The organism is Paenibacillus polygoni (assembly GCF_030263935.1).
GTDB classification, from domain to species: domain Bacteria; phylum Bacillota; class Bacilli; order Paenibacillales; family Paenibacillaceae; genus Paenibacillus; species Paenibacillus polygoni.
Genome location: NZ_CP127162.1, coordinates 4,854,784 through 4,877,272, shown reverse-complemented (window position 1 = coordinate 4,877,272; position 22,489 = coordinate 4,854,784). Strand labels below are relative to the sequence as shown.

Annotated in this window: 18 protein-coding genes and 1 riboswitch; of the genes, 16 read left to right on the top strand and 2 right to left on the bottom strand. The window is 38.7% G+C overall.

Annotation, left to right across the window (positions count from 1 at the left end; translation table 11 throughout):
- The first annotated feature begins 158 nt into the window (after positions 1-158).
- The 7 genes from QPK24_RS23225 (at position 159) to QPK24_RS23195 (ending at position 8,792) form a co-directional block, all read left to right on the top strand.
- Entirely contained in the window at positions 159-704 is a 546-nt protein-coding gene (locus QPK24_RS23225) for a 50S ribosomal protein L25 (protein ID WP_285745150.1), read from the top strand.
- 491 nt (positions 705-1,195) lie between these two features.
- Positions 1,196-1,867, top strand: a complete 672-nt coding sequence (locus tag QPK24_RS23220) for a DUF4956 domain-containing protein (RefSeq protein WP_285745148.1) — start codon at positions 1,196-1,198, stop codon at positions 1,865-1,867.
- Positions 1,868-1,878: 11 nt separating this feature from the next.
- Entirely contained in the window at positions 1,879-3,339 is a 1,461-nt protein-coding gene (locus QPK24_RS23215) for a CotH kinase family protein (protein WP_285745146.1), read from the top strand.
- Between the two features lie 92 nt (positions 3,340-3,431).
- Positions 3,432-5,495: a hypothetical protein gene (locus QPK24_RS23210; protein ID WP_285745144.1), complete on the top strand. Its 2,064-nt coding sequence runs from the start codon at positions 3,432-3,434 to the stop codon at positions 5,493-5,495.
- 12 nt (positions 5,496-5,507) lie between these two features.
- Positions 5,508-6,692: a HEAT repeat domain-containing protein gene (locus QPK24_RS23205; RefSeq protein ID WP_285745142.1), complete on the top strand. Its 1,185-nt coding sequence runs from the start codon at positions 5,508-5,510 to the stop codon at positions 6,690-6,692.
- Positions 6,661-8,061 (top strand): glycosyltransferase family 2 protein, encoded by a 1,401-nt coding sequence (locus tag QPK24_RS23200; protein WP_285745140.1) that lies wholly within the window; start codon positions 6,661-6,663, stop codon positions 8,059-8,061. Before QPK24_RS23205 ends, QPK24_RS23200 begins: the two co-directional genes overlap by 32 nt.
- Positions 8,062-8,084: 23 nt before the next feature.
- The gene (locus tag QPK24_RS23195) at positions 8,085-8,792 is read left to right on the top strand and encodes a polyphosphate polymerase domain-containing protein (protein ID WP_285745138.1); all 708 of its coding nucleotides are present in this window, start codon (positions 8,085-8,087) and stop codon (positions 8,790-8,792) included.
- An 87-nt stretch (positions 8,793-8,879) separates the two neighbouring features.
- Here the strand turns inward: QPK24_RS23195 and QPK24_RS23190 are convergent, their stop codons facing one another.
- Complete coding sequence (locus QPK24_RS23190; RefSeq protein ID WP_285745136.1) at positions 8,880-9,809, bottom strand: hypothetical protein; 930 nt, start codon at positions 9,807-9,809, stop codon at positions 8,880-8,882.
- A gap of 418 nt (positions 9,810-10,227) precedes the next feature.
- On the opposite strand from QPK24_RS23190, the gene QPK24_RS23185 reads away from it, so the two are divergent.
- The 5 genes from QPK24_RS23185 to QPK24_RS23165 all read left to right on the top strand — a co-directional run bounded on the left by QPK24_RS23185 (position 10,228) and on the right by QPK24_RS23165 (position 17,081).
- Positions 10,228-11,460 carry an MFS transporter gene (locus tag QPK24_RS23185; RefSeq protein WP_285745134.1) on the top strand — a complete coding sequence of 411 codons (1,233 nt, stop codon included), beginning with the start codon at positions 10,228-10,230 and terminating at the stop codon, positions 11,458-11,460.
- 67 nt (positions 11,461-11,527) lie between these two features.
- Positions 11,528-12,553 (top strand): LacI family DNA-binding transcriptional regulator, encoded by a 1,026-nt coding sequence (locus tag QPK24_RS23180; protein ID WP_285745132.1) that lies wholly within the window; start codon positions 11,528-11,530, stop codon positions 12,551-12,553.
- A 73-nt stretch (positions 12,554-12,626) separates the two neighbouring features.
- A complete protein-coding gene (locus tag QPK24_RS23175; RefSeq protein ID WP_285745130.1) occupies positions 12,627-14,822 on the top strand; it encodes an alpha-galactosidase in 2,196 nt (731 codons plus the stop codon).
- Positions 14,823-15,068: 246 nt separating this feature from the next.
- A riboswitch (glycine riboswitch) is annotated at positions 15,069-15,150 on the top strand.
- 160 nt (positions 15,151-15,310) lie between these two features.
- On the top strand, positions 15,311-16,660 hold the full coding sequence (locus QPK24_RS23170; protein ID WP_285745128.1) for an amino acid permease: 1,350 nt from the start codon (positions 15,311-15,313) through the stop codon (positions 16,658-16,660).
- 1 nt (position 16,661) lies between these two features.
- Complete coding sequence (locus QPK24_RS23165) at positions 16,662-17,081, top strand: DUF3237 family protein (protein ID WP_285745126.1); 420 nt, start codon at positions 16,662-16,664, stop codon at positions 17,079-17,081.
- Between the two features lie 119 nt (positions 17,082-17,200).
- Here the strand turns inward: QPK24_RS23165 and QPK24_RS23160 are convergent, their stop codons facing one another.
- The gene (locus QPK24_RS23160) at positions 17,201-17,632 is read right to left on the bottom strand and encodes a DUF2238 domain-containing protein (RefSeq protein ID WP_285745124.1); all 432 of its coding nucleotides are present in this window, start codon (positions 17,630-17,632) and stop codon (positions 17,201-17,203) included.
- A gap of 532 nt (positions 17,633-18,164) precedes the next feature.
- On the opposite strand from QPK24_RS23160, the gene QPK24_RS23155 reads away from it, so the two are divergent.
- The 4 genes from QPK24_RS23155 (at position 18,165) to msrB (ending at position 22,458) form a co-directional block, all read left to right on the top strand.
- Positions 18,165-19,895 (top strand): methyl-accepting chemotaxis protein, encoded by a 1,731-nt coding sequence (locus tag QPK24_RS23155; protein WP_285745122.1) that lies wholly within the window; start codon positions 18,165-18,167, stop codon positions 19,893-19,895.
- Between the two features lie 159 nt (positions 19,896-20,054).
- Positions 20,055-20,774 carry a cytochrome c biogenesis CcdA family protein gene (locus tag QPK24_RS23150; RefSeq protein ID WP_285745120.1) on the top strand — a complete coding sequence of 240 codons (720 nt, stop codon included), beginning with the start codon at positions 20,055-20,057 and terminating at the stop codon, positions 20,772-20,774.
- Between the two features lie 14 nt (positions 20,775-20,788).
- A complete protein-coding gene (locus QPK24_RS23145; protein ID WP_285745118.1) occupies positions 20,789-21,328 on the top strand; it encodes a TlpA family protein disulfide reductase in 540 nt (179 codons plus the stop codon).
- 20 nt (positions 21,329-21,348) lie between these two features.
- On the top strand, positions 21,349-22,458 hold the full coding sequence (msrB, locus tag QPK24_RS23140; RefSeq protein ID WP_285745117.1) for a peptide-methionine (R)-S-oxide reductase MsrB: 1,110 nt from the start codon (positions 21,349-21,351) through the stop codon (positions 22,456-22,458).
- The last annotated feature ends 31 nt before the right edge of the window (positions 22,459-22,489 follow it).

Here is a 22,489-nt window from a genome sequence, read left to right as displayed (position 1 = left end):
TCTATATTTATGGGTTTTTCACATTAATGTATTATGATCTACCCGAAAAAGGATGGAGGTTGTGATGCTGTGTTTCTCTATTGGTCCCCGCTCAGGGGCGGTTCGACGGCTGCTAATCATGTGCGCTAAGATCACTCAATGAAAAGGAGAGGTAGAGCATGGCTACATACATTCATACCGAAAGACGTTCGCAACTCAATCCTTCTGGACTTCGAAATTTACGTCAGGAGGGGCGTTTACCAGCGGTTGTATTCGGGAAAAATGCAGACAATCAAATTATTCATATTTGCACCAAACAATTTGAAAAGTGGATAAAGAAGGGGGCTTCTGGCTTTATTGAACTGAAGATCGAAGGCGATCATTCGTTTATCGTTCTGTTAGAAGATCTTCAGCGGAACCCAGTAACCCGCCAACCTTTGCATGTCGATTTTCAGCTTGTGCAAACTGATGAGATCATTCGGACAAAGCTTGCGGTCAAGATCGTAGGTACCCCTGCCGGAGCGAAGTGGGGAGGAGTTGTGCAAATCCAAGACCCATATGTCGAAGTGGAGGCACTGCCGAAAGACCTGCCGTCTATAGTTGAGCTGGACATCAGCGCGATGGAAATTGGGGAAACGCTCTTCGTGAAAGACCTGGTTCTACCGCCAGAAGTGACAGTAATCTCTGGTGATAACGAGCTCCTTGTATCGGTGTCGAAGCCTTAAGCCTTAAGAGGCTGTTTTCAACTGTGAAGTGTCTTTAACTAGATAAATTAAATATGAGTCAGACAGTTTCATGAAATGAGTTCGGTAATGATACCGGGCTCATTTTCATTTGTATCTACAAGTATCCTTTAGTGTTTGTTTGGTGCTAGTGTTCTATGATTTTATTAAAACGGTTAAATGAATGACAGGCACTGAAGTAGATTCGTTTTTTATGTTTTTTCTTCCGTTTTATATAGACTTCGGCAAAAATTAATTTCATAATTCCTGTCGTTGCTTTCATCGTAGTTGCAACCACTAAAAATACAGCTGATATAAGGATATCAGCCGTATTTTTGTGTATATTTTACATCGAATTATACAGCGGTTTTCATTTCCATTCTCTATTCTTGACGACATTTATTGATGATGCTATCTTAACTACTAGTTATAAAGGATTGGTAGTTTACACCGGTCTAAAGTTAATTAATTTTTATGATTTGGAGTTGTGATGGATGAAAGAGGCTTTATATGAACTTTTGTATGGTAGTACCGCTGATGTTACGACTACCCAGCTGCTCGGGAATACGTTAGTCGCGTTAGCACTGAGTTTAATCGTATTTATTACATATCGGTTCACATATGGAAGCATTCTGTATAGTAAGAAATTTAATATTTCTCTCATTATGTTAACCTTAATCACTACCGTAATTATGAGTATTATTGGCGGGAATATCGCCCTGTCATTAGGGATGGTCGGGGCTCTTTCTATTGTTCGTTTTCGTACGGCGGTTAAAGATCCACGTGATACAGCGTATATCTTCTGGACCATTGCTATCGGATTAGGAGCAGGTTCAGGCAGTTTGGCGATTACGATTATCGGAACGATTGTCATTTCCTTAGTCTGCTTTGTTTTTAACTATGGTATTGGAAGTGACGAACGTTATTTAATTATTATCCGCTCTGAAAATATAGACCAATCGTTAGAAGATATAAGAGCGCATATGTTTAAAGTGTGCAGAGGTTATAAATTACGTTCAGAGACGGTAAATGATCAATTTGTTGAACTTGTTTATCAAATCAAGCTAAAAGGCAATGCTTCAACAAAAGAATATGAAAATATGAAAAAGATTAAAGGTGTTATGTCCATTAACGTCGTTTCTCAAAATGGGGAAACACTTGAATAGGTGTATGACATATGAACAAAAGGAATAATGGAAAGAAAACGTTGTTGTTCATAATGATCATATTATTGATTGCTAGTTTTATTGTTGCAATTCCTCGCCTCACCTACACTTCTGGAAACAAAAATTCCGAGAAACAGGCAACCTCAAATCCTGATGATTTATATTCATGTGAAGGAGATCACAACTTACCGGTTGTTATTATTGATACCGATGGTCAAAATATTGAAACCATCTCTGATTTATCAGTCAATGAAAAGACGGATAGGTATACGGTAGATTTCTCTCTATATGATGTTAATTCTGATGGAACCACCTGTATGGATCCGCAAACAAAACCAGCAATTAAAGAAAAGGTGGAGATTGGTATTAGAGGACAATCTTCACGTGTTAATCCAAAAAAACAGTTCTCTCTAAAATTTATGAATGAGACCGGGGGAGAGAAAGATGTATCCCTATTAAATATGCCCAAAGACAATGAGTGGGTATTAAATGGGGTTTCCGCAGACAGTTCTCTCATTCGAAATCATTTAGCTTACCAAGTTTCGGGTGAAATCATGGCATTTGCACCTGAAACTCGGTTTGTTGAAGTGTATATCCTTGATGATCAGACAAATGAGATCAACGATGTAAGCTACCGCGGTGTATATATGATCATGGAGAAAATTACACGCAGTTCTGACCGGGTGAATATAACAAAAACCGATGAGCGTTACACAGACACGAGCTTTATCATTGCTAGGGACAAGATTAAAGTAGGAGAGCCTGTATTAGACAGCTTATGGAGCAGTGTCTTAACAGACCAAATTGTAAGTGCAGATGGTACGGTCAAGAAAAGAAGTAGACTTACGTATGTGTATCCTAGCAAGGCACGAATTACAGATAACCAAAGACAAATCATAGATGACTATATTAATGATTTTGAATTGACCTTATATTCTCGTGACTTTACCAACAAAAGAAGCGGATATCGAAAATACATTGATGTGAAATCCTTTGTTGATTATGCGATCATTAATGACTTTTTTAATAATGTGGATGGTGGCGATGTCAGTACCTATTTCTACAGAGATATAGGTGGTCGTCTACATGCAGGACCGGTTTGGGATTTTGATTTGATTCTCGGTTTACCTGAGAATTCCCCATATTCTAGTGCAGAAGGATATAGAATGTTCAACACCACTTGGTTTGATCAGCTCTTTAAGGATCCTTATTTTGTTGATACGTATATAGAAAGATATCAGTTCCTTCGGAAGAATGTATTATCAGAAGAATACTTATATGATCTGATCGATCGTGCGGTTGAAGAACTGGGAGATGCGATCCAGCGAAACCATGTGAAATGGAATGGTTCTTCCCAAGTGGAAGAGTATGAAAAGGAAATTCAACAAATGAAAGACTATATTGCGAAACGGGCAAGCTGGCTTGATCAAAATACAGCTATCTTATACAGAATGAACGAGAGTGCTTTGTAAGGGATTGATGTAACTTGCGTAAATTTATGCTAATTGTCTCTAGCATGATACTAATCATCATGTTATTGATATATTTGTTTTTTCTAGGTGGTTTGCCTTTTAAAAAGAGTGCTTTTAAGAACTCGACTGAACAAAATGGGGTTCATTATGCAGTTAGAGTCAGTGAAGATCAGATTGAATATTATGATGGTGAAAAGTGGAGTCCCTTTGTAATAAAAGGGATATCTCTAAGTGAAAGTCTACCTAATAAAGAGCAACTAAGTTCCGACGAACTGGAAGAGAAAATGAGTGCTTGGCTAGATCAAATCAGCAAGATGAATGTCAACACGATTCGAATTCCTTCTATTCAGTCACCCGCTTTGTATAATGCAGTTTACGAGTTTAATAAGAATAATCAGAATCCTATCTATATCATCCATGATATCCCTATCGATGAAGAATTCATTGATGGTGAATATAAACAAACAAGTGAAGAATTAACGAAACACTTGCAAACTAATATTAAGAATACCATTGATGTTATCCATGGCAGAAAAATGATGTGGAATAAAGAGATTTTCTCAAGTAAATGGTATGCGAATGATGTTTCTCCTTATGTATTAGGCTACGTTATTGGTAACTCGTGGGACCCTACGTTAGTTAAAATTATGAACAAAAAAGATCAAGAGCATTCAACTTATACGGGGAGTTATGTTACGGCCGATTCTCTAAATGGGTTTGAATATATAATGGCTGAGGCTCTAGATTATACGATCCAATATGAGACGGAAAAATATAATCAGCAGCGATTAGTATCCTTTTTAAATACCACCGAGCTTGATCCTATTGTACATTCGGCACAATCCAGCGTGTTTCGTAATACGGAATTAAATATTGAGAAAATCAAGGTGACGAATGATCTCTACACCGGAATTTTTGCTAGTTATCAGGCATCACCAAACGATACTGATTTTCTAAATGTGAACTCAGAAAATTCGCTTCCTTCAGAGCTAGAAGGGTCCTTTGAAGGTTATTTACAGCAATTAAAGAGCATTCATCAGAAACCGATTGTAATTACGAGTATTGGATTATCTACTTCAAGAGCCATGTCCAAAGAAGATGAAGTTAGTCATTACAGCCGCGGAGGAATGACCGAAGAGGAACAGGGGAAGTATCTCACAGAGTTGCTTGATGATATTTACCAAAATCAATATGCAGGGGCCATTGTATATCATTGGCAGGATGAGTGGGAGCGAAGCAGAACCTGGAATACACGTCATATCAAAAACATAGAGAATACAGAAAATTGGTTAGACGTGCAATCGAGTGAACAACATTTTGGCATTCTGCAGTTTGTTCCAAGCGATGAGCAGGCGGTTAAAGTGGATGGGGTCACCACGGATTGGAAGGAAGAAGATTTACTATACGATAATGAAAATGGACAGTTGTACGCCAAATATGACTCCAGCTATTTATATCTGATGCTTCAAAAGGACAACTTTCATTTTACGAAGGATCATCTGCGCATAGCTATTGATGTTAACCCATCGATGGGAACTGTGAACTATGAAGGATATAATGGGATGTTTGATATGAATGCTGATTTCGTGGCAAGAATACAAGGGAAAAACGATTCCGATATTCAGGTTCATTCTCGGTACAATATTTTTGATTTTCGTTATAAGTATTACTCTAATCTCGTGGATAAAATGACGACGATTCCTGCGGAAAATACAGATATATTTGATCCCATTTATCTATTAACACGGAATGTATTCCAGAATGATGGAACCATGGAGAAAGTACCGCCGAAATATATGGAAACAGGCACACTTGTATTTGGAAACTCCGATTATCATTCTACCGAGTATAATTCACTTGCTGATTTTTATGTAAAAGATGGTGTGATTGAAATCCGAATTCCGTGGCTGTTAATGAATGTAATTGACCCGATTGGCGGGACAGCCTTAGGAGATTTTTATAAGGATGGAATCAATGCCAAAGCAGCAATAGATCAAATCGGGGTACAGGTTGTAGCAGAGAGCGATGGGCAAATAACGAAAGTGACTTCTCCCAGCTATATACGTCTAAAAAATATGGATATTCACTATCAGGAAAGAACTAAAAAATCTTATGAAGTGCTTCAAGCCTATTTTGAAAAGGTAGGTGACTCTTAAGAAAGGACGACTATGGATCTGATATACTTCTCTATTATTTTTTTCTTCGTTGTTTTATTTCTTGTTATTTTATATCTTGTTTTTTCAAAAGTGAAACAAGCAATGGACCATAGAAGAGTCAGCCAATTGGAGAACGAAATGCAGCCAATTGTTGATAAGTATATGCAATTAGAAAGTGGGTCTATCATTTCAGAAGATGAGATGGATAATCTACGGAAGAAGGTCCAAGCCAAAGCAGGTCTTCAGGCATTTAATTCTATTTATTTTGCCAGAGTGAAACAGGACGGTTTAACGGAGAAGCTGCATCAGTTGGTGACTCATGTTATCGACTTTGAAATGTTAAATAACAATCGCATCGTGCGCAATAAGTATCGAAAGAGCTATATCTTATATTTGTGTGCTGAATATTATATGAACTCGGAAGAGGTCACCAATTTTGCACTAGAAAGTCTAGACGATCCTTCGCTGTATGTGAGGAATAATGCACTCCGAGTCCTAAGAAACACAGGAAATGTAGATACCATGATGGAGGCATATCGTAGAATCTCAAAAGGAAAATCGTACTTTAATAATAAAGTGATTGTGGATTTTATGGATAGTTTTTGCGGAGATGTGCAGGAGTTAAATAAAGCGTTAGCTAGTCATATAGCTGAATTCTGCCCAAAAATAAAGCGGGGTATCTTAGATCATTTTACAAACCGCAGAATAAGTGAATATGCTGATGAAATGTTACAGTTCATTACAACATCTAGTGATAAAGAAATAATCATCGCTGGAATCCGCTATTTTGGAGTCGTTCATAAACAAGAGGCATACCCATTTATTGTTGAAAACTTCAAAAGTAAAGACTACGAAATGAGAGCCGTGTGTGCACGGGCAATTGGTTTATATCCATGTGAAGAAACGATTACACTGCTCCATGAATATATAAAAGATGCGAACTGGTTCGTACGGTACAATTGTGCTTTTACCCTTTTTCGCTTGGAAGAAGAGGACATTTTTAATAAAGATAGTTCCATTAGGAAAGTCCTTTGTGAAAAAGACAATTTTGCGAGAGATATCATGATTTACACTCTCTATTCCAAAGGTCTAATTAACTCTGATCATGATCAAGTGAAATTAGCCCGCTTCCAGATCGAGAACGTGGAAAAGGAGGAGAGAAGAGATGGATTTAAAACAAATCATCTTGTTCATTAATTTCTTTTTCTTGGTCTATATGTTTCTATATGCGATTTACGTGTTTTTAAATACCATGGTGGCTTCCTTCCAACTTGATGATTTTTTCGTAAAGAAAAGCCATATGGGGTACCCGCAGCTTCATCATAGGGAGAATTATATCCCTATTTCTATTATCGTTCCTGCCTACAACGAAGAGGTAACCATTATCAGTTCTATCACCTCTTTATTGCATTTAAGGTATCCCAAAGTAGAGATTATTATTGTTAATGATGGATCGAAAGACTCCACCATGCAGAAAGTACTGGACCACTTTGAGTTAAAAGAAGTAAGACGCCCTATTCATAAACAAATAGACTGCAAAGAGATTCATCATATTTATGAAGGTGATGTTGAAGGAAAGCGAATTGTACTGGTAGATAAACAAAATGGGGGAAAGAGCGACGCTCTTAATACCGGAATTAATGTAAGTAAATATCCCTTGTTTATATGCTTGGATGCAGATTCTATTTTACAGTACGACTCCTTGGAGAAAATTGTGGTACCATTCCTGGAAAGTGATGATGTCATTGCCGTTGGGGGTAATATTAAAGTTGTAAATCAGGCCACAATGAAAGATGGTAGAATTGTAAAAATTGATACGCCTAACAAATGGCTTGTCATGTTCCAAATGATTGAGTATTTCCGTGTGTTTCTCATGTCACGTGTAGCTATGAATGGACTGAATTCTAATTTAATTATTTCAGGAGCATTTGGTCTCTATAATAAAAAAGCAGTAATCAAAGTGGGCGGATATACCACAGATGTAATGGGCGAAGATATGGATTTGATTGTGAAACTGCACTGTTATTATCGAAAAAACAACCTCCCTTATCATATTGATTATGCACCCGATGCGATCTGCTGGACGCAAGTCCCTGAGAAAATATCAGTGCTGAGATCGCAGAGAAAACGCTGGCATATAGGGATGGGACAAGCACTCTTTTCTCACTCTTTTATGTTCTTTCGTCCCATGTATGGAACGGTGGGTATGATTTCGTATCCGTATTTCGTTTTATTCGAGTATATAACCCCTTTACTAGAGATTCTCGGAATATTGACGGTAACGTTATCCTTTTTCTTTCATATGATTAATCTGGAATTCCTTATCTTCTTTTTGATTTTTTATATGGTATTTAATATTGTCGCTTCCTGGATCTCAATTATTTACTGTAATTATTTATTTCGTGATTTACTGTCACCGAAAGGTGTATGTAAACTTCTTGCTGTATCGGTATTGGAATGTTTCGGTTATAGACAAATGTGTTCCCTATTTCGAATTGGTGCTTTTGTGGGTACACGAAAAGGAAAGCATAAGTGGGGAAATATGGAGCGTGTTTCAATGGAATAAGGGAACGAAAGGATTTCTTACTAATGAGTGAAACAACTTTGAATGTATCAAGAAAAGAAATGAAGTATGTGATCAATTCTTTTCAGTATGCTGAGTTATCAAGCATGTTGAATGATGTTCTTATCCCTGACAAAAATAATAAAGCTTTTGGATATATCATTCGTTCTTTATACTTTGATACCCCTTTTAATAAGGATTTCTATGAACGAGTAGACGGAATAGAAAATCGCAAAAAAATTAGAATAAGAACGTATGATGTGAATCATCCAAAGGTAAAGTTAGAGATTAAACGGAAATTTGGCACGGCGCAAAGAAAAGATAGTGTCGTTATCGACCGTGAAGATGCTGAGAGATTAATGGAATGTGATTACGATGTTTTATTAAAATATAATAGTAAAGCAGCGAATACCATTTATAATATTATGAAGATTGATCATTATCGTCCGGTTGTTATCATTGAATATCGAAGAAAAGCATTTATACATCCGACCAATGATATTCGGATCACGCTAGATTCAGAGATCCGCAGTAATGAGATTGATTTAGACTTTTTTAATCCAAATACGGTTCTGTATCCGCTATTTGATTTTGACACAAAAGTCTTGGAAGTAAAATATAATAAATTTTTATATCGGTGGCTTAGTGACATCCTGGGAAGATGCGATGTTAAACAGCAATCGGTTAGTAAATATAGTTTATCACGGGGCTTTTTTGAGAGTTACATGTCATAAAAATAAGCAGATAAAAATGGTGTCTTAAGAAGGAGTTATTCTTTCTTATAGACACCATTTTTTATATTCTTCAGATAGGTTAGGGATCTACTCCGATCGTTCTATCATACTCTCGAAGGAATGAATAGCGATTCCAGCGATCCGGCCCTTGTAATGATTCTGTACATGTTTGATCTCCGAAACAAGGGTGTGCTTATTTTTATTATAAAATGAAACGTGTTCTTCCGGCGTTTTTTCAGTTTCAACAGCAATTGTTATGTTCTTATTCTCCTGTTCGGCCCAGTCTACTTCCTGTGTGCTGAGGTCGATAATCCCGTTTTTGCCTTCTGCAAAGTTTCGATATGCCATAATAGTGGTTTCATCTGTGTTTTGGATCAGCCACTGCGATAGGTAACCTTGTCCATATTTATTATCATAGGTTATCTCATCAAACCAAAAAGGGATATCGACTCCTAAGGTTGCGTTCAAATTTTCAGCGAAATTGCCTATTTGTAAGAGGAGGGTTTGATACTGGTAGATAATTTCCTCTTGGTTCGTGTCCCAGTTTTCTAACAGATAAGGCTCGATATCGAGATGAATGCCTTTAAATTGCTCGTGAGAAAGCGCATCTGCTTGGTAGTTATGAAACCAATCTAGAAACTGATCTTTACTTTCATGGTCTGTAATCCCCCAATCAGGAGCACCATCTAATGCATATACCTCTACTCCTTCTTTTTGCAAGGAAGAAATAAAGTTTCTATAGGTATCGTTGCTAACTTTTGAAGAGTACTGTAAATATACAGAATGAATGTTCATGTTAAGAATGGACTCTACCGTATGCTCCATATCTGTCTCGATCACCGAGGTATCCCAAAGCCATGTTGAATAGGATGTAGTATCCTTGTTTATAAGCCATTTACCTACTGCTGCAATAAAGAATAGGATCAAAGCAACAGACAGAATACGAATTTTAGATGATTTAAGATAACTAATAAAAAACACCTTCTTTACTAATAATGAGTATATGGAATTGTCCATTGACTATTATCTCGAAAAATAGTTTTTCTGTGTCAGTAACATTTTGTGAATAAATATATAGGTAATATAAGGGATGATAAGGCTTTTGTGTGCACCTAATGAGAGAGGCAGGGTGCAAACATAGGCCTTTTTGTTATCTCCTTTTATAATTTGAAAAACAGTTATCTTAGCTTGTTTTTTATTATTTTAGTAAAATAGGATGTTATATTAACTTGATTTACTAAAATAATATAAGAAAAATCATAAAAAACCTGCTTTTTTTAGAGATTATGAATAAAAAAAGTCTCCTATTGTAGTTTACAAACTTTTTTGTTACACTAAATTTACTAAAACAGCATCAAGATAACTAGTTATTTATGTAATCGCTTTATGTAATCGTTTTACTGCTTTCTTGAAAAAAGATGAAAGAAGGATTGAAATGAAGACGCTTAATAAGAACTATTGGCTATTTGGTTGTTTCTTTCTACTGTATTTCTTTGTGTGGGCCGCATGTAATATGTTTTTATCTTTGTGGCTGTCACAAGTTGGGGGATTAAGCTCTACAAGTACAGGAATTGTCTTTTCTGCAATCTCCATCGCAGCCATTTGCTATCAGCCGTTTTTTGGAATTATTTCAGATCGATTGGGATTAAAGAAAAATTTATTATGGGTTTTCGTAGGACTGTTAGTTCTGATTGGTCCTTTCTTCGTCTATCTATTTCCCGCTTTGCTCAAAACCAATATCATTCTCGCAGCCATCGTTGGAGGCGCTTACCTTGGTGCTGTTTTTAATGGCGGTGTAGGAGTAATCGAAGCCTACATTGAAAAAGTCAGCCATGTAAATGATTTTGAGTATGGCCGCGTCAGAGTGTTTGGTAATATCGGTGCTGCAATTAGTACCTTTGTAACCGGTCATTTATTTGCTACCAATCCAAATATTATTTTTTGGATTTGCTCCATTGCAGCGATTTTATTAGCACTCGTATTAAGCTTTGCAAAAATGAGCGGAAACAAAGCTGAAGCGCTCTATAATGGGGATCAGCCCTCCGCACCTAAAGTTTCAACAGTTTCTCTGTTTAAGAATAGAAAGTTCTGGTTTTTTGTAATCTATGTCCTTGGTGTTGGCTGTATTTATGATGTATATGATCAGCAATTTCCAGTCTACTTTACTCAGTTCTTCTCATCAGAAGGTCAGGGTACAGAGGTTTTTGGAAACCTTGTCACCCTCCAAGTATTCCTTGAAGCAATCGTCATGATTCTCGCACCATTTATCATTAATAAGTTTGGTGCAAAACAAGCCTTAATCTATGCTGGATTTATTATGTCATTCCGAATACTGGGTTCCAGTATTGCAGACGGGCCTGTTGCCATCAGTTTATTAAAATTAATGCATGCCGCAGAAGTGCCTATTTTACTTGTCGGTGTATTTAAATACATTTCAGCTAATTTTGATATGAGATTATCGGCAACGATTTATTTAATTGGTTTCCAGTTTTCAAAGCAAGTAGGAGCGATCTTCTTATCAACCATTGCTGGTAATATGTACGATACTGTCGGATTTAAAAGCGCTTACCTGCTCTTAGGTACGGTTGCATTTGTCTTCACACTTATCTCTATATTTACGCTGTCTGGAGAGAAGAGAGCGAAACTGGGTGAAGTAAGTCTTTCCTAGTCTCTTAGATTCATATTCATGGTATGATTATTTAAGTAAAATTAACTTAAAAAGTATAGGTGATACCATGGTAACAATTAAAGATATAGCAAGACATTCTCAAGTTTCTACTGCTACCGTTTCAAGAATATTGAATAACGATCCCTCCCTTTCCGTATCTGAAGAAACGAGAAAAAGGGTTTTGGCTATCGTTGATGAGTTAGATTATAAACCGCTTCGAAAAAAAAGTGTGAAGGTAAAAAAACAGGAAGAAGCCTATAACATTGGTGTCATTATGCTCAATGATGAAACAATTGATCCCTATTTTCAGTCCATTCGACTTGGGGCGGAAGATGCTTGTAATCAATATCCCTTACGTATCGTTTCCACAATGATCGTTGGGAAAAGTCAGATCACAGCTGATAGTGTAAGCGATTTAGATGGGTTAATTGTTATCGGAGATGTAGATATTGCTGATTTAAAAGGGATTTATGCTCATAACAACAATATAATCGCTGTTGATTATGTACCAAAAGATACAAACATTGATGTTGTGATCTCTGATTTTGAAGGCGCTACAGAGCTCGTTATTTCCTACTTACTCGAACTTGGCCATACTGATATTGCTTATATCGGAGGCAAAGGGGAAATTTATGGCGTCAGCAAATTTAAGACGAGCGATAAAGAAGATACCAGACAGCGTACTTTTGAGAAAACGATGAAGGAAAAAGGATTATATAATCCAGAGAAAGTCTTAATCGGTGAGTGGAGTACAGCAAGCGGATATACATTAACGAAACAGCTACTTGAAATGAATGATTTGCCAAGTGCAATTGTTGTCGGAAGTGATCCTACCGCAGTAGGAGTGCTTCGAGCGCTCCATGAAGCAGAGATCCGGGTCCCAGAAGATGTATCTATATTCAGTTATGACGATATTGAAGCTGCGGCTTATATGAATCCTCCGTTATCCACCGTAAAAGTGTACGGGGATGAAATGGGGAAAACAGCAGTGAAACTCCTCTATGATCGTTTAAAAGGAAGGACCATCCCACTAAAGGTGATCCTTCCTGCGGAGTTGGTCATTCGAGATAGTGTTATAGCAAAAACATACTAGAAAGATCAATTGACCTATTATAGACACGGTTATAAAGGAGCAATCAAATTGAGATCGGAGTTGTTTTATTACAATGGGAATTCATTATAATTCTGAAAATAAGACCTTTCATTTGAGGGCTAAAGATACCAGCTATGTAATGGGTGTATTACGTGATGGGTACCTTGCGCATTATTACTGGGGCAGAGGTGTTAGCGACTATCGGCATTCTAATGCGATTCAATATGTAGACCGGGGATTCTCGGGAAATCCGTATGATCATAGACATGATCGTACGTTTTCTCTGGATACATTGCCGCAGGAATATCCGCAGTATGGGAATACCGATTTTAGAAAGCCTGCTTACCAAGTTCAACTGGATAATGGCTCAACCATTACAGACTTACGGTATGTTGATCATAAAATTAGTAAAGGGAAAATGCCGCTAGAGGGGCTTCCTTCCACCTATGTTGAAAAAGAGGATGAGGCAGAAACGCTTGAGATCCTCTTGGAAGATTCGTTAATTGGTCTGAAGGTGTTTTTAACTTATACAGTCTTTGAACAGTTCAATGTGATTACTCGGTCTGTTCGTTTTGTGAATGAGGGAACTCATTCTATTAAATTACTCAGTGCGCTAAGCGCATCTGTTGATTTTCGTGATGCTGAATTCGACTTTTTACACCTGCACGGCGCCCATGTAAAAGAAAGACATATTGCACGTCAGCCGCTGCGTCATGGAATCCAGTCTGTCGAAAGTACAAGAGGGGCAAGCAGTCATCAACATAATCCGTTTATGGCACTTCTCAGAAAAGATGCGACAGAAGATCATGGAGAAGTATATGGATTTAACTTTGTCTATAGCGGGAACTTTTTAGCTCAGGCCGAGGTGGATCAGTTTAGAAATACGCGTGTAACGATGGGAATTAATCCATTTGATTTCAGTTGGAAACTGGAAAACGGCGAAAGCTTCCAAACTCCTGAGGTTGTTATGGTGTATTCATCCGAGGGGCTTGGGGGAATGTCTCGAACATTCCATGAGGTATATCGTACCCGTCTAGTTAGGGGAACTTACCGGGACAAAGAACGTCCGATATTAGTGAATAACTGGGAAGCTACTTATTTTGATTTCAATGCAGAGAAGATTATGGATATTGCTAAAGTAGGTCAAGACTTAGGGATTGAATTATTCGTTCTTGATGACGGCTGGTTTGGCAAGCGCGATGATGATACTACCTCGCTGGGAGACTGGTTTGTTGATCGCAATAAGCTCCCTGAGGGTCTCGATCATCTTGCAGAGAGTGTAAACAATATAGGTATGCAGTTTGGACTGTGGTTTGAACCGGAGATGATCTCTGTTGAGAGTGACCTCTATCGCGATCACCCTGATTGGTGTCTTCATGTACCCAATCGCAGCCGTTCGGAGAGCCGCAGACAGCTTGTACTCGATTTTTCGAGAGATGATGTGTGTGAAGAAATTACGAAACGGGTGTGCAGCATCCTGGCCAGTGCTCCCATTTCATATGTGAAATGGGATATGAACCGCCACATGACGGAGATTGGTTCGGCTCTTCTTCCGGCAGATCGGCAAAGAGAGACTGCACACCGTTATATGCTTGGTCTATATAAAGTAATGGATGCCATCACATCTTCCTTCCCGAACATCTTATTTGAAAGCTGCTCTGGCGGCGGTGGAAGATTTGATCCAGGAATTCTGTATTATATGCCGCAGACGTGGACTTCCGACAATACAGACGCGATATCCAGGCTGAAAATTCAATACGGTACAAGTCTTGTATATCCAATCATTTCAATGGGATCCCATGTTTCCGCTGTTCCTAATCATCAAGTCCACCGAGTTACATCGTTACAGATGCGAGGAGATGTAGCGATGTCCGGTAACTTGGGATATGAGCTTGATTTGACTCAAATGACGGATGAGGAGAAGAAGATTGTCAAAGAACAAGTTTCTAATTACAAAGAAATCCGTGGATTAATTCAATTTGGAGACTTCTATCGACTAGAAAGTCCTTTTGAAGGCAATATTACGTCTTGGTTGTTCACAAATAAAGATAAGTCAGAAGCCATTGTATTCTATTTCCGTGTTTTAGATGAGGCAGCAGCACCTAGCACCTTCTTAAGACTAAAAGGAATCGATCCTGCGAAACAGTATGCAGTAGCTGGAGATGGTGAGGTATTCGGCGGGGATGAATTAATGTATGCTGGCTTGCATATTCCCGTTGAGATGAAAGGCGACTTCCAAAGCTTAGTTTGGCATTTAAAAGCTGTATAGTTCTTTATGAAGAAGGAGGCAAGAGATCGCATCTCTTACCTCCTTTTTTTGATGATGAGGTATCAAGATTCGTAAGGAGAACCAGATAACCGGACAGTAATAATGGATGTACGGGTTTTACAGTTGTGTGAATGTCATTGACAAAATATTTGACTGTGATTAATATTGTGAACATATTTAAAGAGTGAACACACGAAAAAATTAAATAACTAGCAGGCTATGATTGCTATGGATCACACTATAGCAGGAGCAGCTTCTGGAGAGACCATGAAATCGTTCATGGCGCCGAAGGGTTCACAATCTCAGGCAAAAGGACAGAAGAGTACTAAATAACTTATTTGTTATACATGTTTATTTATGTATATACAAAGCTTATTTATTACTTATATGACCTTGAGAGATTGGAGAATATCCAGTCTCTTTTTTTATTTTCTTTTTACTGTTTAGAAGGATGTAGACAATTTTAGTAGGATAAAGGAGAGATACGTATGGCACAACAAGAGTTACAGAGGGGTTTAGAGAATCGTCATGTACAGCTCATTGCAATCGGCGGAACGATTGGTACTGGATTATTTTTAGGATCAGGTAAAGCGATACAGCTGGCAGGCCCCTCAATCATCATTGCTTATCTAATCATAGGTATCGCCATTTTCTTTGTAATGAGGGCCCTTGGAGAACTGCTGTTATCAAAAGCGGGTTATCAGTCTTTTACGGATATTGCTGAAGATTATCTTGGCCCGCGGGCAGCATTTGTAACGGGATGGACTTATTGGTTCTGCTGGATCATGACCGCTATGGCGGATGTGATTGCTGTTGGGGTGTATGTACAATACTGGTTTGATATTCCCCAGTGGGTACCCGAAATAATCTGCTTAATCATCTTATTAGGGCTCAATCTGTTAACAGTGAAAAACTTTGGAGAGCTCGAATTTTGGTTTGCACTCATTAAGGTAGTGACCATTCTTGCTTTAATTGGTATTGGCGTTATTTTGCTCGTGACTCAATTTAAGACAGATACAGGAGTGGTCACGGTAAAAAATATTTGGGAGCATGGCGGCATCTTCCCGCATGGGGTATCAGGGTTCTTACTTTCATTTCAAATGGTAGTGTTTGCTTTTGTCGGTGTGGAGCTGGTCGGTGTATCAGCTGCGGAAACATCGAATCCAGAGAAGAACATTCCATCGGCTATTAATAAAATTCCGCTGCGAATTTTGTTTTTCTACGTGGGATCCATTATTGCGCTATTATGTATTAGTCCTTGGACGGAACTTAGTGCAAACGAAAGTCCTTTTGTTAAAACATTCAGTTTAGTAGGGATCCCCATTGCTGCAGGCGTGATTAATTTTGTTGTTTTAACTTCAGCAGCTTCTGCTTGTAATAGCGGGATGTTCTCAACCAGCCGAATCTTATATAGTTTAGGAGGCAATAAACAGGCACCTTCCTTTTTCTCTAAACTAAATAAACATCATGTACCTAGAAACGGATTATTAGTATCAACGCTTGTCCTATCTGCAGGAGCTTTGCTTAGTAAACTGATTCCAGAACAGGCATTTGGAGTCGTCACCACTATTAGTGCCATTTGTTTCATTTGGGTCTGGGGTGTACTTCTCATATGTCATATTAAGTATAAGAAAACAAAGCCTGAGTTACATGCAAAATCCAAGTTTAAAGCACCATTCACCCCTTTTGTGAATTATGTTGTCTTAGCACTGTTCGCATTTATTCTTGTCATTATGCTGTTTGCGGATGAGACACGCCCAGCATTACTGCTAACTCCTCTATGGTTTGTTTTGTTATATATTCTGTACACTTTGAGAAAGAAGGGGACTGTGAACTAATATGCTGACATGGGAAGAGGTATTCACCGTGCAAGTTAAGATTGAAAATTCAGCCGAGCTTCAGAGTAATGATGGAGATACCGTAGTCATGATTTCTTTTACAGGACAAGTTACAGGGGAACTGTTTCAAGGGAAAGTGTTAGATGGAGGAGTAGATACTCAGATCATCCGTAAGTCTGGCAGCCACAGTCTATCTGCAAGATACATGCTTCACGGCAAGGATTACACGGGAGAAACCTGCCAAATTTATATTGAGAACAATGGTGACTTTCAGAAAAATGAGAGGGAAGCTTTGTTTCGAACCTATCCTAAATTAATCACGAATAGTAAAGCACTGTCTTACTTGAATGAGGAGCTATTTGTAGCCGAAGGTTTCCCAACGGAAATCGGGGTAGATATTAAGATATACAGGTGGGTTTAAACTGTAAAATATAATAGTAAGACCTCTTTTCTACTTGAATGAAGTCAGCGAAGTGCATGACTGATTCGGAGAAGAGAGGTCTTTTTTATCAGATCTATTTGCAAGCTTATTGTGTGATGTTAATTCATTCTGTCTGTTTTTACGTGTTTAGTCATTACGTAGAGGGCGGTAGCACCAGCACCAACCGTTCCGCAGATGATATCCCACATGGTGTCCGTCAAACTGCCATTTTGTGAACGGAGACGGAATAGATGATCCACGGAAAACTCATAGATTTCCCACATTCCAGCCATAGCAATAGCAAAGAATAAAGAGAACCAAATGATAATGTTGAAAGGTAAGCTATCGATCCCTTTACGCTTTATTAACTTATTCAAGATGAACTGGCCAACGAAGAATAGTATAACCCCAGACAGCAGATGTTCAATCTTGTCTAGATAAGGAATGACACCATACATACCGAAGAGATTGGCAAGCATCATCGTAATTGTGATAAAGATCAGGACGGACAAGTATAGGGCAGGAGGTAACTCCGTTTTGGTCCACCTCATTATTCCTCTCAAAAGTAGCAGGACGATAATAATTAGACCTGCTTGAAAAGTCTTATCGTAAGCTCCATTTATAGCAAAATAGACAATGGATACTCCACATATAATGTACAACATCAATTCATAAATAGAATAAAACCTATGATTTCGATTAGGATCTGGGTTTTGTCGCATTATCGTTCCTTTCTGACTTATATGATAGTAAGTAAGTATCTTAACAAATGTATTATCACCAGATCAAAGTTACCTCATACACATTCCTTATTTTCACGTATTTCTATAGAAGGGATAGAAATATACGCATTTTCACAAACGGACAAAGGGATGTCACCTATTCATACATGAGTATTGGATGCCGATACAATATATATTGAGAAAATGAAAAGTGTAGAACATAGGAGGGCTTTCTATTTCTGAAAGGTAATAAATTCAGCTAAAAATGAACACATCATGTTCAACCATCTCGCCCGATGTAAAATGAGTGACTTTTTTTGCTGTTAATAAGATAGGTGAGTACATAAAGGAGTGAAGCGATATGGGATTTGCGAGTAGGTTAAGAAACAAGTTTAAATTTAGAATGACGCTTGGTCGAAAGTTAGTTAGCTGCTTTTTAGCTGTAGCTCTATTATTGGGTGTTTCCGGATTTATCTCGACTTTATACCTAACGACACTTGATAGTAAATATAGCGATTTAATAGATAGAAGAGTCGTGGTTTACTCCAACATATTAAAAGTTCAAGTGAACATTTCAAAAGAAAATAGTTTGATCAGAGCTTATATTGTTACGAAAGACGCTCAGTTTCTAGAGAAATTAACCAATGAATACAACACAGCAACCCAACTGATTGCAGATACTATAAATTTAACTCATATCCCAGAGTTTAAAGTAACCTTGCAGCAGATCCAAGAAGGAAATGATGAATTTAAACAAAAGAATGACCAGTTAATTCAAATGATCAAAGATAATACACCAGCCGATCAGGTAACCGAGTACTTCATGAGTGAAGTATTCCCACTAGGAATTAACCTGGATCCTATCGTCGATCAACTGGCAAGCGACCAGATGAAATCAATGAATGAAGCAAGCGGGAAAAGCTCCGATTTATTCAGAGAGGCCGTTATCAATGTTAGAAATGTTAGTGTATTTGCATTTATTATGTCTCTACTCATTGGTTACCTCTGTTCACGTTCGATATCGAGACCGGTGGTGGCGATCACTTCTGTTGCTGAGCAAATCGCGCTCGGAAATCTGACAGTACAAGATGCCAAAGTAAAAAGTAAAGATGAGATTAAAACGTTGGCGAACTCCTTCCACCAGATGAGGGATAATCTTCAGGATTTAGTTCGTCAAATCAGCGTTAGTTCAGAGCATGTAGCTTCCTCGTCTGAAGAACTAACCGCAAGCTCAGAACAGTCAAGTCAGGTATCCGAAACAATCACAGTCACGATTCAAGAAGTATCGAGCAATGCTCAAATGCAGTCAAGAAGCGTAGATGAGAGCCTTCAGGCAATCCACGAAATGTCATCTGGTGTTCAGCAAATCGCTTCTAATGCCCAAATGACCTCCTCGCTTACTATGGAGACGGCAAGCAAAGCTATAGAAGGTAACCAGTCCATACAATTGACCGTATCCCAGATGGAGTCCATCCAGCTCACCATGAACAACTTAGTGGATGCCGTGACAGACATGGAAGAACAATCAGAAAAAATAGAAATGATTGTGGAAGTGATCTCAGAAATTGCGGCTCAGACCAATCTGTTATCCCTAAACGCAGCGATCGAAGCGGCTAGGGCGGGGGAACATGGACGAGGTTTTGCCGTAGTTGCTGATGAAGTAAGGAAATTAGCTGAACAATCATCCCAGTCGGCAGGACAAATAGCCGAGCTCGTAACGACGATTAAAGACCGGACGCATCATGTAGTGGAAACAACAGAAGCAGGTGTGAAGGAAGTCAGCGATGGAATTGGGGTTGTTCATAAGACAGGCGACTTATTTGAAGTGATTAAGCAAAATATTGAAGAGGTTTCTAATCAAGTTCAGGAAATCTCGGCAGCTTCTCAGCAAATATCAGTAAGTACAGAGCAGGTTGTTCACTCTATAGGGCTGATCTCAGAAGGCTCCAAGACAGTGGCTGCTGAATCGCAGAACCTTGCTGCATCTACGGAAGAACAGTTAGCTTCGATGGAAGAAATAACATCATCTGCGGCTTCCTTGTCTACAATGGCGGAGGAGTTGCAAGTACTCGTAGGAAAGTTCAAAGTATAATGAATAAGCGTCAGATTACGGTGTCTCCGTGTCTGGCGTTTTTCGTTTTTATCTGAATAGATACAAGATCATTTTCAAGATTTACAACATCTCATTCTATGTCATAAATAGGAAATTCCTTGTAATATGAATGAAGCAAGTATAAAGGAGGTGTTCCTGTTGGCTATTGAACAGCTGGTAGTAAGCTCCGTCTTCATAGCAGGTTTATTGTCCTTTTTCTCTCCGTGTATATTACCGCTGCTTCCTGTGTACATTTCCATTTTATCTACAAATGAACAGGGACAAACAACAAATAGCAGGGGCTCGCTGTCTAAAGGAAAGCTGAACCTTCATTTGCTGCTGAAAACGTTTATTTTTGTAGCCGGCTTATCTACAAGTTTTATTATACTCGGCTTTGGAGCGGGCTTTCTAGGCGCAGTACTGAATACAAGCTGGTTTATCGTTGTCTGTGGTGCCATTGTGGTATTGCTTGGATTACATCAAGTTGGTTTGTTTCAGGTTCCTATGTTAAATCGCGAAAAAAAAGTGCAGATGAATCGCAGTGAAAAGCGGGATCTCGTTGGCACTTATCTACTCGGTTTTACGTTTAGTATCGGCTGGACTCCCTGTATTGGGCCCATCTTAGGAGCTGTACTAGGTTTATCTGCGAATGAAGGTCAGGCAGTATACGGAGCATTCCTTATGTTCATCTATGCACTTGGCTTACTTATTCCGTTTTTAATTTTAGCTCTATTTTCCGATGTTTTGCTGCGTAAGGTAAAAAAATTAAATAAGCATATGAACAAAATGAAGATTGCTGGCGGTGTCATCATTATTATTATGGGGCTGTTCCTTATGACTAATAATCTAAACTGGTTTACTACACTGATTCCACAGTAAGAGGAGTGAAAACAATGAAAAAGATGATGCTGATTTTGCTCGCCGTAACCATGATCTCTTTGCTTGCTGCTTGTTCATCTGGAACAAAGAGGACAGAAGCAGGGAGTACAGCAAGTGCAGGAAATTCAGAAAATGCAGAGGCACCCCATTTCACTTTAACTGACACTGACGGTAAGACTCACAGCTTATCTGACTATGCAGGAAAAAAAGTATATGTGAAGTTCTGGGCATCCTGGTGTTCGATCTGCTTAGCAGGTCTTGAAGAGGTAGACGCGCTTGCAAAAAGCGATGAAGATTTTGTTGTCTTAACAATTGTTTCTCCAGGCTATAAAAATGAAAAAGAAACAGAGGCTTTTAAAAAATGGTTTAGTGGTGTGGAAGAAGCAGCGAATACAACGGTACTGCTTGATGAAGGGGGTAAAGTAGCTGATGAATTCGGGGTTCGTGGATATCCAACATCTGCGTATATTGACTCGGAAGGAAAACTCATTCAAACCCTGCCTGGTCATGCGGGTAACGAACAAATTACCGAAAAATTCGCATCAATAAAGTAAAGGAAAGGCTGTGAAGATGAATGAAGAAGATGGGATGGTTTCTGCTTTTGGGACTGGTTATTGTAATCGCAGGATGCGGAACGGTAAAAGCGACGAGCGGATCAGGTTTATCACTGAAGGCAGAGTCAAAGTACCCCGAAAATCCAAATGTGAATTTAGCTTTTGATGAGAATAATCTAGAGGAGATTTGGCTGGCTGGCGGCTGCTTCTGGGGTGTCGAAGCTTATATGACCCGTGTGTACGGGGTTTATGATGTGACATCTGGTTATGCAAATGGTCATACAGAGAATCCCACTTATGAGCAGGTGGTTCGCGGTAATACAGGATATGCGGAAACGGTTCATGTCACGTATGATCCAGAGCGCGTTGATTTAGAGAAACTGCTCACTTATTATTTTAAAATCATTGACCCAACCATTCTAAATCAGCAGGGGAACGATCGCGGAGAGCAATACCGTACAGGTATTTATTATATAAATGAAGAAGATAAAAAAGTGATAGATAAAGTTATAGCAGCGGAGCAAGAACGTTATGATGATCCCATTGTTACGGAAGTTGAGAAGCTGACCGGATATACACTCGCGGAAGAATATCACCAAGATTATCTAGAGAAGAATCCGGATGGATATTGCCACGTGGAGTTTGATTCATTAGAAAATCAGGAGATCCCTTCTCTGATCGACCCAGCTCTCTATCCAAAGCCAAGTGAGGATGAGATTAAAGCAAAACTCACGGATGAACAGTATGAAGTTACACAAGGGAAAGGCACGGAGCGAGCATTCTCTAATGAATATTGGGATAACTACGAACCAGGGATTTACGTGGATGTAGTAACAGGCGAGCCTTTATTCTCATCTGCAGATAAATATGATTCGATGTGCGGATGGCCGAGCTTTACGAAACCAATCGATCCAGCAGTGGTGCTTGAATATGAAGACACTAGTTATAACATGATTCGTACCGAAGTAAGAAGCCGCACCGGGAACAGTCATTTAGGTCATGTATTTGAAGATGGACCAAAGGACCGCGGGGGTCTGCGTTATTGTATTAACAGTGCAGCCATTACGTTTATCCCACAAGCAGAGATGGAAGCCGCCGGTTATGGATATCTGGAACATCTTACAAAATAGATACAGTATTGTACAATAGAGATAAGGTAAA